Origin of the sequence: Fibrella aquatilis (assembly GCF_017353255.1) — a bacterium.
Lineage (GTDB): Bacteria > Bacteroidota > Bacteroidia > Cytophagales > Spirosomataceae > Fibrella > Fibrella aquatilis.
On record NZ_JAFMYU010000027.1, the window covers coordinates 17,003 to 31,648 of the forward strand.

At 52.9% G+C, this 14,646-nt stretch carries 12 protein-coding genes; 7 read left to right on the forward strand and 5 right to left on the reverse strand.

What is annotated here, in order from left to right; translation table 11 throughout:
• Positions 1 to 13: 13 nt before the first annotated feature.
• Complete coding sequence (locus tag J2I48_RS24160; RefSeq protein WP_207338089.1) at positions 14 to 3,070, reverse strand: SusC/RagA family TonB-linked outer membrane protein; 3,057 nt, start codon at positions 3,068 to 3,070, stop codon at positions 14 to 16.
• A 250-nt stretch (positions 3,071 to 3,320) separates the two neighbouring features.
• Positions 3,321 to 5,015, reverse strand: coding sequence for a helix-turn-helix domain-containing protein (locus tag J2I48_RS24165; RefSeq protein ID WP_229376753.1), 1,695 nt, complete (start codon positions 5,013 to 5,015; stop codon positions 3,321 to 3,323).
• A gap of 93 nt (positions 5,016 to 5,108) precedes the next feature.
• Here J2I48_RS24165 and J2I48_RS24170 point away from each other — a divergent pair, with 93 nt between their 5' ends.
• Positions 5,109 to 5,474: a hypothetical protein gene (locus tag J2I48_RS24170; protein WP_207338090.1), complete on the forward strand. Its 366-nt coding sequence runs from the start codon at positions 5,109 to 5,111 to the stop codon at positions 5,472 to 5,474.
• Between the two features lie 92 nt (positions 5,475 to 5,566).
• A complete protein-coding gene (locus J2I48_RS24175; RefSeq protein WP_229376755.1) occupies positions 5,567 to 6,361 on the forward strand; it encodes a hypothetical protein in 795 nt (264 codons plus the stop codon).
• 70 nt (positions 6,362 to 6,431) lie between these two features.
• Here J2I48_RS24175 and J2I48_RS24180 read toward each other — a convergent pair whose 3' ends face one another.
• Positions 6,432 to 7,298: an LOG family protein gene (locus tag J2I48_RS24180; protein WP_374758170.1), complete on the reverse strand. Its 867-nt coding sequence runs from the start codon at positions 7,296 to 7,298 to the stop codon at positions 6,432 to 6,434.
• Positions 7,299 to 7,476: 178 nt separating this feature from the next.
• Positions 7,477 to 8,910 carry a hypothetical protein gene (locus tag J2I48_RS24185; RefSeq protein WP_207338091.1) on the reverse strand — a complete coding sequence of 478 codons (1,434 nt, stop codon included), beginning with the start codon at positions 8,908 to 8,910 and terminating at the stop codon, positions 7,477 to 7,479.
• Positions 8,911 to 9,082: 172 nt separating this feature from the next.
• On the opposite strand from J2I48_RS24185, the gene rbfA reads away from it, so the two are divergent.
• The 3 genes from rbfA to J2I48_RS24200 all read left to right on the forward strand — a co-directional run bounded on the left by rbfA (position 9,083) and on the right by J2I48_RS24200 (position 11,203).
• On the forward strand, positions 9,083 to 9,472 hold the full coding sequence (gene rbfA / locus J2I48_RS24190) for a 30S ribosome-binding factor RbfA (protein WP_207338092.1): 390 nt from the start codon (positions 9,083 to 9,085) through the stop codon (positions 9,470 to 9,472).
• A 101-nt stretch (positions 9,473 to 9,573) separates the two neighbouring features.
• Entirely contained in the window at positions 9,574 to 10,791 is a 1,218-nt protein-coding gene (locus tag J2I48_RS24195) for an ABC transporter permease (RefSeq protein WP_207338093.1), read from the forward strand.
• A 208-nt stretch (positions 10,792 to 10,999) separates the two neighbouring features.
• A complete protein-coding gene (locus J2I48_RS24200; protein ID WP_207338094.1) occupies positions 11,000 to 11,203 on the forward strand; it encodes a hypothetical protein in 204 nt (67 codons plus the stop codon).
• 157 nt (positions 11,204 to 11,360) lie between these two features.
• Here the strand turns inward: J2I48_RS24200 and J2I48_RS24205 are convergent, their stop codons facing one another.
• Positions 11,361 to 12,392, reverse strand: a complete 1,032-nt coding sequence (locus tag J2I48_RS24205; protein WP_207338095.1) for a ComEA family DNA-binding protein — start codon at positions 12,390 to 12,392, stop codon at positions 11,361 to 11,363.
• A 99-nt stretch (positions 12,393 to 12,491) separates the two neighbouring features.
• On the opposite strand from J2I48_RS24205, the gene J2I48_RS24210 reads away from it, so the two are divergent.
• Together J2I48_RS24210 and J2I48_RS24215 are read left to right on the forward strand one after the other, a co-directional pair.
• Positions 12,492 to 14,021: a glycine--tRNA ligase gene (locus J2I48_RS24210; protein ID WP_374758171.1), complete on the forward strand. Its 1,530-nt coding sequence runs from the start codon at positions 12,492 to 12,494 to the stop codon at positions 14,019 to 14,021.
• Between the two features lie 109 nt (positions 14,022 to 14,130).
• Positions 14,131 to 14,646: an acyl-CoA thioesterase gene (locus J2I48_RS24215; protein ID WP_207338096.1), complete on the forward strand. Its 516-nt coding sequence runs from the start codon at positions 14,131 to 14,133 to the stop codon at positions 14,644 to 14,646.

Sequence of the window (14,646 nt, forward strand, 5' to 3'; positions counted from 1 at the left end):
GTTTGTTCGTTGATTAAAGATCAAGATTGAGACCTACCGAGAACGTACGCGGGCGGGGGTAGAAGTTGTTGTCGATGCCATTCGAAATTTCGGGGTCGATGCCGGTGTATTTCGTAATAACGAATACGTTTTGTACCGTTGCCGAAGCCCGCAGGTTCGACCGGCCACCAAACACATTGCCGAAATTGTAGCCCAGATTCAGGTTGTCCATGCGCACAAAGGCAGCGTTCTGAACATAATAGTCAGAGAAAAACTGCTGGTTGCGGAAGCGCGTATCGAGCACGTTGGTCGACCCGTTGGCCAGGTAACCAAACGAATTCACCAGGGTTTGGTAGGTACCTAATCTAGACTGTAGGTTGTTATAGACGTAGTTGCCGAAGTTGCCCCGCAGCACAAATCCACCTGAGAACCGACCGGCCGTCACCTGCGAGGTGAAGCCCAGGAATAGCTTAGGATTGGCCGTTTGGTACCGGTAGCGATCGTTTACGTTGATCGTGCCATCAACGCTACGATCTACGTAGACGCCTTCCAGCGGACGACCATTGGCACCGTATACCTGCTGGTTTACGAAAAACGAGTTAGTTGGATATCCTACCGACTGAATCTGAATTTGATTGCCTGTACCGCCTGAAATGTCGCCGGTCTGGTTGCCAATGTTATTTGGGTCAGGTACTTTCGAGAGGTTGGTGATCTTGTTTTCGTTGTAGGTGATGTTGAAACCCACATCGACACTCAGGTCTTCTTTCTTCACAGGCGTGGTGTTGATGGTAAATTCAACGCCCCGGTTTTGCAGGTTGCCTACGTTGGTCAGAATCCGGTTGGTCAGGTTAGAACCTGCTGCCACTGGAATAACGGCCAGAAGATCTTTCGTTTTCTTGTCGTAGAAGTCAATGCTACCCGAAATACGGCCGTTGAACAGGGCGTAGTCGACGGCGGCGTTGAGCGACTCGGTCTGTTCCCACTTCAGGTTGGCATCATAGCCTTCAGCCCGCAGGGTGGGGTAGAAGGTATTGCCAAACTGGTACTGCGCCGTGGGGTCCGAGCTTGTGTAGCGCGGTAGGTAGGCATAGTTGCTGGCACCCGTACCCGACAAATCCTGCTGACCCGTTACACCATAACCCAGCCGGAGTTTCAGGGCCGAAATGGTGGTCGAATTCTTCAGGAACGCCTCGTCTTTAATGCTCCACGCAGCCCCCACCGATGGGAACCAGCCCCAACGGGCGTCCTGCCCGAAACGCGACGTACCATCACGACGAATGGTGGCCGTGGCCGTGTAGCGTTCGTTGAAGGTGTAGTTGGCGCGGCCAAAGAAAGCCAGCAGCGTATACTGCGTATTGAACGGAATACCCGCCGGGTTCAACTGCCGACCGTCGTAGAGATTGTCAGCGTAGGCAGGCTCATCGCGGATGAAATCCTGATACGAATAACCACCCGTTACGTCTACCCGGCTGTTGATCGACTTGATGTCTTTGGCGTAGTTCAGGTAGAACTCCAGCGTTTTGTTGGTGCGCGTCTGCGAATACTGGTTGTTCCTGCCACCGATGGTGCTCAAATCGCCAGTGATGCCGGGACGGTTGGCACCCCGGGCATACTGCTCACCAGCGTAGGAAGGTATCACAATCGTACCTTTCGACGATGAGGCATCAAGTGCCAGGTTCAGGTTAGCCCGCAAGCCAGTCAGGAAGGGCAGTTTATAGTCGAGTTGCACATTACCAACGAACCGGTTTACCTGGCTACGATCTTCTTTGTTGTAGAGTAGACCAAGCGGGTTGCGGGGGGCCAGCGTATTGGGCCGACCAGTGGCGGGGTCGAGCCACTCGAAGAAACCACCGAACGTATCAACGCCGCTAAACACGGGCCGGGTAGGATCGAACTCGGCCGCCGCACCAATGGCACCTTCGTTGGCGAAGCGGTTGTTGATAATCGAACCTTTGGCACTGATGTCAACGCGCAGGTTGTTATTCAAAAACTTCGGCGACAAGTTCAGGGCTACCGAGTTACGCTGGAAGTTCGACGTTTTCAAGATACCATTTTGCGTGGTATACCCGTATGAAAGCCGGTAGGGGATGTTGTTCATCGACCCCGACACGCTGAGGTTATTGTCGCTGCTGATACCCGCCTGGAAAATCTGATCCTGCCAGTCGGTGCTGGCTGTGCCCAGCAGCTTGCGCTGATCGGCGGTGGCGAAGTTGGCTTCTGGCGAGGTATCATTAATAAGAGCGCGGTAGGCATCAGCGCTGAAAACAGACACTTTTTTAGTGAGCAGCGACACTGATCCCAACGTGCTAAAACTAATACGCGGAGCACCCGATGCACCCCGTTTGGTCGTGATCAGAATGACGCCGTTGGCTGCCCGAGCACCGTAGATGGCCGCTGCCGAGGCATCTTTCAACACCGTAAATGTCTCAATATCATTGGGGTTTATCAGGCTAAGTGCGTTGGCTGCACCTGAAACGTTCGTGTTGTCGACGGGTACGTTGTCGATCACCACGAGCGGATCATTGCTGGCGTTGAGCGACGAACCACCCCGAATACGGATTTGGCTAGTACCACCTGGCTGACCACTTGGCGGTGTGATGGCCACACCAGCCAGTTTACCCGTAATCAGCTGTTCGGGGGTTACGATGTTACCCTTCTGAAATTCTTCGGATGAGATGGCGGCAATAGAACCAGTCAGGTCTTTGCGGCGCTGCGTACCATAGCCGGTCACAACTACCTCCTGAAGGCTCTTCGAGTCATCGGCCAAGGTAATGTTCACTACTGTTTTGCCGCCAACGGGTACCTCCTGTGGCGTTTTGCCCACGAAGCTAAACACCAGCGTGCCGGTGGCGGGGGCCATAATCCGGTAGTTGCCCGTAGCGTCGGTGTTGGCACCGCGTGAGGTGCCTTTCAGTGCTACGGTAACACCGGGTAGGGGTGTGCCGTCTGTTTCGGTAACAACACCAGTAATAGTCTGGTCCTGCGCCATCACCCGGCCAGTGCCGAGGACGATAAGTAGAAGGAACGCCGCCAACGAATTGACGTCTATCGTCAACGCTCCCAAAAACCTGCTGATAAAGAGGTTCTTCATTTGTGATCGATTAATTGGTTGAATGTGACAAGAAGTTGCCTGGACGTAAGCGGCACAGACAACTTTATCTTACAAAATTACTATTAATCGGTATGAGTAGTCGTTCCAGTTTCTGTGTAAGTGTATATGACTGTTCTCTGTCTATTGATTTGACATATTATGTTGATTGTCAGAGATTTACGTAAAAAAAACGCGTACCATTTTAAGAAAACGGTACGCAGGGAAGCACGCAATGGCGAAAATTATTGGATTACGCTTCCAATTTTTCCAGTTCGCTATGAGCATTCAGGTACTCACTGGGTGTTTGATTGGTCAATTTCTTAAAGGAACGATTAAACGCTGTTTTTGAATTGAAACCTACTTCCAACGCCATACTCAGCAGCGTGTAGGAGCGGAACTGAGGGTTGTGTAGCCGCATCTTCAGTTCGTCGATCCGGTGCATGTTGATGAAATCGAAAAAGTTTTTCTCATAACCTTCGTTCAACACTTTCGAGAGCGCATGTGGGGGCATTTTCAGCTTAGCGGCTAGTTCGGCCAGGGTTAAGTTGGGGTTGGTGAACGGCTTATGACGGAGCATATACACGTCAATCTGCCGCTTGGTTGCTGTGATCTCTTCGGTGGTACGTAGGGCATCATCGACGTCAGTAGTCAGCAAAGCGGGCGTAGCAGTAGGGGGTACATGGGTAATGGTATTGAGTACTGGCTCTAACGGGTAGACCGGGGCAGTTTCCAGCAGCGGAAGGTGCTCTGTATCGGGTAGTTTAAACAGTTCCGGCTGATGAATGGCGTAGTAGCCCAGCAGGTAGACGATAGTAGACAGTGTAAGCCAGATAAAGTCGACGTACTTTTCCGCAATCGAGATCGTGTCGAAGGCGGCCAGGTTACTAGTGCCGATTAGCACGAAAAAGAAGGCCCACAGCCCCAGACATACTGCCAGGATGCCCAATACCGTATTGAGGTAATGCACCTGTGGTTCAGTAGATTGGCTCATCTGATGCTGATCCTGATAGGTACGTACTGCCCGCCAGCACAGCCACCAATAGAAGCAGTTGTAGGCGAGTGCCAGCAAACCTACCGTCAGAAAAACAGCCTGTAGCCACGGGTCTCGGTTCACGATCTTAAGTTGTAGCAGCTTATTGTCGGTCAGCAGAAACGGCATGTAAACCAGCGCCTGTATAATGGCAGGGACGAAATGCCGCCACCAGCCCGACGCAGGCCGGGCCGTGTTAAAAAGCAACTTACGGAGGTAGATATAGAGTAGGGGGCCGTACAGGAACAGCAAAAAATCGGGCAGCAATAGCAGTTTGGTATAAGCCTGGGCTACATCGCGGTAGGCAGCCACGGTGCGCACCAGTATCACTATTGACGTTAACCCAAGCAACAAACTCAGCCAGCGGTTGGCCGGCTGGTTATTGTTCTGAATGCCAGGAATAGCAATGAGTAGCAACACCCCCTGAAACGCCGCAAAAAGCATCAGAAGGTCGTAAAGCGAATAAAAATGGAACGTACCGGAGAGGTCTTCCCACGACTGAATCGTAACGTCTATTTCCTGATCTACGCCACTTGCAGCCCGGTAGAGTACCCTGTTTACACGGGCTTTGCCACTCTCGCGCCCCTCTACCGACGACCAGTCGCCCCGCGTAAACTTATATTCCAGCTTATCCAGCTTTGTCTGGATGGCTATGGTGTACGTACCGTCGGGTTGGTGTTTGAGTTGGTAAGCTGGGTTACCGGGGTTCCACTTGTTGAAATTGCCCGTCACAAAAAGCTGGGCATCGTGGGGTGTGTTTGGCGGAAAATCCGCCACCACAAAACGGTAGGTCGGCACGGTTGCCTGTGGTTGCGCCCAGCCCAATACAGCTACCAGCAGAAAGGCCCAGAACAACAGGCAGTTACGCATTTTGCTACTGAAAAGAGACTGTTGAACAGGGGTTACGTAGGGCATGGTGCACGAAAAAAGGCATTATTCGCAATAAAAACGCCAACACTGCCCCTCCAGATTGTGTTACTAAAGTACAATGCAAAACGCAACAAGCTGATGAAAATTAACGTAGAAGAAGGGCTGGACAAAGCATTCTTGCCAGACGGTCGCCATGAAGTCGAAATTACACACGTCGATGAAGGAACAAGTGAGTACAAGGGGGTGCCTTTCTTTGCCTGCCGTATGGAAAACGAAGAGGGGTTTGTCAATCAACGTTTCTATACCTCACCGGCTGGTATGCCGATCCTGCTGGAGCTTTTCCGGGCAGTAGGTATTGACGCGAAGGCCGACAAAGACCTTGATACTAACCAATTAGTTGGTAAAAGGTTGGCAATTGAGGTGGGCGATTACACCTACAACGATCCCGAAACGGGCAATGAAAAGACGCTCAAACAGGCATCGCACTTCGAGGCCGTAAAGTAGCAAGTCGGGCGTTTCTTCGGTGGTCTACGCTATATTTGCCACCACTTCCAACCAAGTCAGAGGCCATACTGGTCTCTGACTTTTTTCTGACTATGCGTAAACTAACGTTCCTGCTATTCATTTGCCTACCGTTCTGCGCCATTGCCCAGGCGCCCGTTTCCAGCCGTCTAAGCTCGGGAATGGAGATAGGGGCTTCCTTCAAGCCAAATGTGGTTAGCCCTTCGGCCACTTACTACCAATTGCTGAACCTAACCAACAATAAAATGCTGTCTATTGGCTGGACGAGCACATTTCGCACATTCTACGCCGACAATCTGGATTATACCACGGCCCCGGCTTACCTGTCGCGCGGGGGCAAAACTGGCTTTTATGCCCTGGGTGCACCCGTTATAGCAGCCAATCTGGACACACTGCAAATGAGCGGTGCATCGGGCACGTCGCTCAACTTCGGGGCCAGGGTGCAACTCCGCTTCGGCCCGCTCGAACTAGGTGCCAGCGCCGATATTCTGGGCCTCACCCTGGGCAGAACGCGGGTAGGTCAGTACCTATCGCAAAACGGGTATTTCACCGTTAAAAGTAATATTACCGGACGTGACTCAACGGCGTTTTTCGTTAAGGGTGCCAACGGGGTCGATAACCGGCCACAGTCGGCAAAGCCTACCATTGCAAACCTGCAACTATTGGGCGACAACAGCCTGGGTACACTAGCTACCGAAGTATATGCTAAACTACTGGTGGGCCAACGCTTGGGCGTGAAACTGGGCTACCAATGGGTTACCACCGAATACACCACCTCGGTACGCAACGTTGCCGACGACAACCGCCGCTTCCGCAACCGTACCGGCGGCATGCCCTACCTGGCGCTGTCGTTTCCGTTCTTCAACTAAAGAGTGAAAGGTGACGGTCCGGCGTTCCGGAGAGCGAAAGAGTGCCGGACCGTCACCTTTCACTCTTTAGTTAAAAGTTCGGCTTCATCAGGTACTTGTCGTAGAAATCGTCGATTACTTTGACGGCCTCGGTTGGGGTGTCTACCAGACTGATGAGCTTCATGTCTTCGGGGTTGATGTTGTGTTCTTCGTTGAGCATCACGTTCACGATCCAGTCCATCAGACCCTGCCAGTAGGTTTTGCCCACCAGCACAATCGGGAACCGTGCAATCTTTTTGGTCTGAATCAGGGTAAGTGCCTCAAACAGTTCATCGAGGGTACCCATGCCACCGGGCATGACCACAAAGCCCTGCGCATATTTCACAAACATCACTTTCCTGACAAAGAAGAAATCGAAGTTGATGTTCTTGTCGGGGTCGATATAGACGTTGCTGTGCTGCTCAAAGGGTAACTTGATATTAAGCCCTACCGATTTACCGCCCTGCTCATAGGCACCCTTGTTGCCTGCTTCCATAATGCCGGGGCCACCACCCGTGATGACGCCGTAGCCATGCCGCACCAGTTTGGCGGCAATCTCTTCGGCCATTTTGTAGTACGGGTTCTCTGACTTGGTCCGCGCCGAGCCGAAGATCGATACGCAGGGGCCAATCTGAGCCAGCTTGTCGAAACCCTCCACAAACTCGGCCATCACTTTGAAGATGACCCAGGAGTCGGCCGTTTTTACTTCATTCCAGTTACGGTCCTGAAACGCTTCTTTAATCCGCATCTCGTCGGGCGTGAGCAGCAGTTCATCCCGCTTGGTCAGGTCTTTCGAGATTTGTTGGGTAGTCTGTGTTTCAGACCGTTGAATGTTTTCTTTTGATCCCTGTGCCGCTGTAGGCGCAGGCGTTACGGTCGGTGCTACCTGCGCAGCCTCCGCCTGATTTACTGTTTCCATGGTTTGGTTTTGTTGGGAAAAGTGGGGTCGACAAATCTGGATGCCAGTCAGTGGCTGAGCCCCCCGAACGGTAAGTATGAGCCTGACTACGCATCGGGCAGCGGTCGTTTCCGCCACGCAAGGAGTGTCGGGGGAAATCAATAACCCTGGAAAGGGGGTATTCTGTTCAAAAACGCGATCAATTGTTCGCCGGTCTTCCGGTTCTTGTGCGCTCGTATAGATCAGCAGTGGCAGTGGGGCGATACTGCGCTGCCAGTGCTGGTACGCGGGCAAACAGCTTTGGCACTACCTGCTGCCGGTCGAGAATATAGTCGGGCGGGTCTTGCCTGAAATGATCGTAAACCTGAATAACGGCTTCGTAATTATCCAGGTTGCGCAGGTCATATTTGGCCAGGCCCCAGTTGAGGTAGGGCGTCGCTGGGCGGTTATAACGGTAAGCACTAAGGTCGTCGCCAATGACAAGCAAAGATCGGTTTCTGACCGTTGCGGGTAAGGCTGATGGTTTCACGCGCAGGTTGGTCAGCTGACCCACGTCAGAGGGAAACAAGCGTAGCGCACCCTGATACAAGATGCCGGCCATGCAGAGCAGCACACCTAGAAAGAGCAGCTCGCGAAGCCATACGCGCCGCAGGCTGGCGAAGTAGAGGACTGCGAAAAAGGCCATCGGCGGCACAAAGCAGATAAACATCATGGGGGCTAGAAAAGGCATCAGCGGAATGGTGAGCAGAGCTGTGAAGGCCCATAGCAGCATGATTTGCTGGCAACGCTGCTGAAAATTGACAAACCGGCTGGCGCTATTAAACAGACTGAGCACCCCCAGCACCCCCACTGTAAGCGGGATCACCAGCGACAAAGCCAGCGTTTTTAGGTCGCTCAGGTCATACTGCCGCACCCGAAACACCGACGTGAGCAAATTTCGGTTGAAACCGTCGAGCGAGTTGGTGAAATAATAGTAGAGCACCACCAGCAGAATGGGGAAGGCAAAGCCAAAGATGGTGAGCGAGTGCTGCCGTATCGTGGCGCCGGTAAACAGCAATAGCGACAGCGACGCCCAGACAATAAACAACGCCGAGGGCAGGTAGAACAAGGCCGCAATGCCTACGTATACGCCCACTTCAAATACCTCGTCGGTGGCTCCTTGCCGTTGCGTCAGCTGCCTGACAATGGTGCCAAAAGCCAGCAGCAGAAACGTAGTAGATAGCAACGTAGGCGAGAGGGTGGTGCAGTCGAAGGAGAGATTCAGGAAAAGGGTGTAGAACAGGCCCGGCCAGAACGTGCGCTCAGGAAAAATTTCGCGGGCGTTCATCACGTAATTAAAATAGATCATCTGCCCCACCGAAATGACCGTGGCCACTGCCCAGAATGCTACCTGCGACCGCCCCACGGCTAGATCAATGAGCCAATATACCCCCGCCGACAACGGACTTAGATTGTCCCAGATATCGCGATAGAGCGTATGGCCCTGACGCATTTGCTCGCCCACCAGCATCCAGTTCAGTTCGGGAACCAGCAGTGGAAACGGTTTTATGAGCAACGGTAAGCGTAGCAACAGCAGCACTACCAGCAGGCTGATATATTGATACGGGGCGAACGAGCGAAAAAAACTAAGCAAGGAGGGCGATTATCTTGACGAATGAATAGGCAACTAACAGGCGAAATTACGCCCTTTTTGGCATGGCCTGGTGCATTCTGCACCAAAAGGCCCCCACAGCTGTTAGCCTCTACCAGCCCGCAACCTATTAGCTGGACACCAAAACACCCGCGAAGTTGAGGATATTTGCTCTATGGAATCAAAACGACAACAAAAGGTAGCCCGCCAGCTACAGAAAGACCTTGGCGAGATCTTCCAGCGCGACCTGACCCACGCCTTCAACGGCCTGGGTGGTGGGGCGGTATTTATCACCGTCACCAACGTGCGCGTCTCGCCCGACCTGAGCGTGGCGCGGGTGTACCTGAGCCTGCTGAATGCTAAAAACAGAACCATGCTGATGGAGGCCATTCAGGAGAAAAGCCGTACCGTTCGCCAGTTGCTGGGTGAGCGCGTTCGGCATCAGTTGCGCATTGTGCCCGACCTCCAATTCTTCCTGGATGACACTGCCGAATACGCCGAAAAAATGGACAAACTCTTCGCCGGCATCGTTATCCCACCCGCCACAGAAGATAATGAAGAATGAAAAATGTAGAATGTAAAATGGGCTGACGCATCTGTTTGCATCGCCGACGCGTCAGCCCATTTTACATTCTACATTTTTCATTCTTCATTAACGTACCTCCCATGAACCTCCCCGCCTTCATTGCCCGTCGGTATTTCTTTTCGCGGAAAAAACGCAGCTTCATCAGTTACCTGTCGCTGCTGTCTATGCTGGGTGTGGGCGTGGGCACGATGGCACTGGTGGTAGTGCTGTCGGTGTTCAATGGCATGGAAGAGTTGAACAGGCAGCTATTTAAGTCGGTCGATGCTGATCTGACGCTCACGCCTGTGCAGGGTAAACGGCAGGCCATGGTACCTCAGCAGCTTGGCAGGTTGCGCGGGTTGGCCGGTATTCAGGTAATTACGACCGTAGCAACAGACAATGCCCTGGCTCGCTATGCCGACGGCCAAACCGTGGTGCGGGTAAAAGGTGTAGACAGCACCTTCCTGCAACAGCACCGCCTCGATACCGCTATGGTAGAGGGTCGGCAGGTATTGCAACAGAACGGCATTAACTACGCGCTCGTGGCCGACGGCATCCGTAACAGCCTGAGCATGAGTCCGGAAGACCCGCTGATTCCGCTCGAACTGTTGTTTCCTGAACGAAACCGCCGCCTTTCTTCGCTCACACCCGGTGCCTTCCGGCAGCAGCAGGTAGCCGTGTCGGGCGTGTTTTTCGTATCTGCGCCCAACTATAGTGATCTGGTTATCGTACCGTTTGAGTTAGCGCGCGAGCTACTGGGCTACGGCCCAGACGACTACGCCAGCCTGGAAGTGAAATTAAAACCTGGTGCCGACGAAGCTGCTGTACAGAAGGCTCTGCAACAAATGGCCGGTGCCAGTTGGCTGGTGCAAACCCGCGACGAAATCAATCGGGGGTTGTTTCGCGCCATCCGAGTAGAGAAGCTATTTGTGACCCTCACGCTGGCATTCATTATCCTGGTGGCCAGTATCAATATTTTCTATTCGCTGTCTATGCTGGTGCTGGAAAAAAAGGCCGATATCGGAGTGATGTTTGCCATGGGTGCTACGCCCTCGTTCATCAGACGTATTTTCTTGGCCGAAGGCATGATCATTGCTTTCACCGGTGCCGGTGTTGGCTTGCTGCTGGGGCTGTTGGTATGCTACCTTCAGCAACGCTATGGACTAATTGAATTAGGTACAACCGCTGGTTTGGTCAATGCGTACCCCGTCTCTGTGCGACCCAATGATGTCATTATTACTGGAGGCATAGTTATTGTGGTGACGGTTTTGACCTCCTGGTTTCCTGCTCAACGGGCGGCCCGAAAAAGTTTTGATTAAAATCGACAATGGCCTGTTACTTAGCAAAAAGGCCATCGTCTTAGTAAACAGAGGGGTTTAGTCTTAGATAAAATACTTAATTTGGCCGTTCAATCAGTTTAAGTATAACCGACCACGTAGTGTGGAAAGTTTTCCCCACAAAAGTTGCAAAGTCAACAACGTCTATAGATCTTTGTCATTACCTAATAACACCTACTGAGAATTACGTATGAATCTTGATCAATTCGTTCTGCTGTCATCGCTCATGGGCGATGAATTGTATAAAAACCCGTCGAAACACACGGCAGGTTGTGTGCCGGTGACTAATGAAAAATTGTTTCAGTTGCTAGCCAATAAGCCCATTGGTGCGTACATGACCAGCGGGTTGCCCAATTTCTGGGCGCATAAGAAAGTAGTGCCTCGTTTTATCTAATGGATTCCGCTGCCTCCGTAACTGAATAGTAGCCTGCCACCACGTAGCTTGCCAACCTGAAACGTATAAAGAAACAACTAGCTTACCTGACCTACCGTAGATTGATACGCGAAAACCCTGCCTCGTTGGCAGGGTTTTTTGTTTTCAGAGTTGTGAACTAAAAAGATAAATAAGGGGCCAACTTGTCAAGCGTGCGGGCATCCAGCACACGCACAGCTTTTAACGACTCCATTGTAGCATAGGCCCCATGCTGATTGCGGTAGTTGACAATCACTTCGGCCTGCCGCCGCGACAAAAAAGGAAACCGGTCAAGATCAGCCGCCGATGCCGTATTGATCGGCGTTTTGCGCACCGGTGATCTAATCTGTCCGTACAGTGTTAACTGGGCCAGATTGATTGAATCCATACCATAAATGTCTTTGTATTGCTCAGCCGATAGAAACCCCCCCAGCCCATCGCGGTGGTTAATGATGCGGCTGGCCATTTTCGAGCCAATCCCTTTTAAGGCAATGAGTTGCGTAGTATCAGCCGTGTTAATATCGAAGGGTTGCAGGGTTGGCTTTACATATCGTTCGGGAGTCGAAGCAGGCGGGTTGGGAAGGGGAGACGACGATGCGACATTTGCCTGTTTAGTAGAGGAGGGTTGCGTGTAATTACTGGCAGCAGGCTTTGTCGCGCCCGCTAGTTGGATGTATGGTTCGAGTTGTTCATAGGCTTCGGGCGGGAAATCGTAGATGCGAAGCAGGTCTTCTTTCTTCCGAAACTGCCCGCCCTTGCTCCGGTACTTATCAATCCGTTCGGCCAGCCAGCGGGGCAAACCCAACTGCTGCCAGCCTGCCACGCTCACCGTGTTGGGGTCGAACGGAAAGGGTTTGGCTTCGTGATACTGTTCGGACAAATGCGCCTCACCCGGCCCCCGCCCACTACCCCCGCCGGGTCTGCTCCGGTCATTGCCGAACCGCTGCTGCTCATCTCGTTCGCCGTCTACCTTCATCAAGGCTACCAAGCTATCGAGCTTACGTTGGTCGGCGGGGGTAGTTTGGCCCACCACCTCGGGCCGGAGCCAGCGGTACAGCCAGGGCGATACCAGGAAGAGAAGGGTAAGAAAAATGAGGAGAATAACGCCCTTGGCTTCGTTGTGCCCAATAGCGAAAAAGTCGATCACGTACGCGCGTAGTCGTTTCAGCACGAAGTAGTTATGGTTTAGGTACGGTGGTGCCGCAAGCTAAGCCGTACCGTTCTCATAATCAATGTAAATTCGCCTAATCTGCCCGATCCGCGTTCCGTAATGGGTGCAAAACCTATCTTTGCGGCCATTATGACGAGCAACGATTCTGCCACACCGGCCACTACGCTTCAGGATATCATTGCCCATGCCAAAGAGTATGGGTTTGTGTTTCCTTCTTCCGAAATATATGACGGGCTTCAGGCCGTGTATGACTACGGTCAGAACGGCGTGGAACTGAAAAACAACCTTAAATCGGTATGGTGGAAGGCCATGACCCAACTCCACGACGAGGTGGTGGGCATCGACGCATCTATCTTCATGCACCCGCTCACCTGGAAAGCCTCCGGCCACGTCGACTCGTTCAACGACCCGATGATTGACAACCGCGACTCGAAAAAGCGGTACCGGGCCGACCAACTGCTGGAAGCCAAAGCCGAAGAATATGCCAACGCTGGCGATGAGGCCCGGTCGCAGGCGCTGCTGACGGAGATGGGTCGTTTGCTGGGCGCCGAAGACCTGGAGGGCGTGCGCAACCTGATTATTTCCGAGGGTATCAAAGACCCTATTTCGGGCAATATGAACTGGACGGAGGTGCGGCAATTTAACCTCATGTTCTCTACACAGGTGGGGTCACTGGCCGAAGATGCCAGCACGATCTATCTGCGTCCAGAGACCGCACAGGGTATTTTCGTTAATTTTTTGAACGTGCAGAAAACGGGCCGGATGCGGGTGCCGTTTGGCATTGCCCAGATTGGTAAGGCCTTCCGCAACGAGATTGTGGCGCGGCAGTTCACGTTCCGTATGCGCGAATTCGAGCAGATGGAGATGCAGTACTTTGTGCGCCCCGGCACCGAAATGGCCTGGTATAACACCTGGAAAGCCAGCCGCATGGCGTTTCATCAGGCCATTGGTCTCCCCACTGAGCGCCTGAAATTCCACGACCACGAGAAGCTGGCCCACTACGCTAACGCCGCCGTTGACATTGAATACAAGTTTCCGTTTGGTTTCCGTGAAATGGAGGGTATCCACTCCCGCACCGACTTTGACCTGAAGGCGCACCAGGAGTTGAGCAAAAAGAAGCAGCAGTATTTCGATAACGACGTAGACCCCGCCACAGGCAAACCCTACGGCAACTACATTCCGTATGTGGTAGAGACCTCAGTGGGCGCCGACCGGCTCTTTCTGGCCACGCTTTGCAATGCGTTCACGAAGGAAACGGTAGGGGAGGGTGATGCGCAGAAGGAGCGTACGTACCTGAAATTACACCCGGCGTTGGCCCCCATCAAGGCGGCTATTTTCCCGCTGGTGCGTAAAGACGGCCTGCCCGAAAAAGCCGAGCAGATCATGAAGTCGCTCCGGTCCGAATTTCGGGTAATTACCGAAGAGCGCGACGCCATTGGCAAACGCTACACCCGGCAGGACCTGATTGGTACACCGTTCTGCATTGCCGTAGATTACCAGACGCTGGAAGACGACACCGTTACGATCCGCTACCGCGACACCACCGAACAAATCCGCGTACCCATCGCCGAACTCAAAGCCCGCATCGGCCACGAGGTATCGATGGAGCGAATTTTGGAGAAGCTATAGGAGTAGTCCAAAGTCTAATGTCCAACGTTTAAGGTTGGCTGACGCAAGCGAACTCTCGCGTCAGCCAACCTTAAACGTTGGACATTAGACTTTAAACCTAGAAAAGAACATGTTTCAACTCGACCCTACGCGGACGTACCCGGCGGAGACGGAATCGCGGACGATTATCCGGTTTCAGGACTGCGACCCGCTGCAACACCTCAACAACGCCAAGTATTTCGATTATTATTTCAACGCCCGCGAAGATCAGGTGGCCAAGCTCTATGGCTTTGCCCCGGCGCAATTGTTCCGCGAACTGAAAACCAGCTGGGTGGTGTATCAGCATCAGATCGCCTACGTGCGCCCCGCCCTGGTGAGCGAGTGGGTGCGGATCATGTCGCGGCTGGTGTATTTCAGCGAAGACACCACCATCACCGAGTATTACATGACCGACGACCGCAAAGAGCAGCTAAAAAATGTGCTCTGGGTCACGTCGAAATACATTAGCGTGGAAACGGGTAAGCGTATTCAGCACCACCCCGCCGTGATGGACCTGCTGGGGGCTATCAAACTCCCCGGCGAAGACCTCCACAATATTCCCTTCAACGACCGTATCCGGGAGATCAAGCATAGCCTGGTGAAGTGA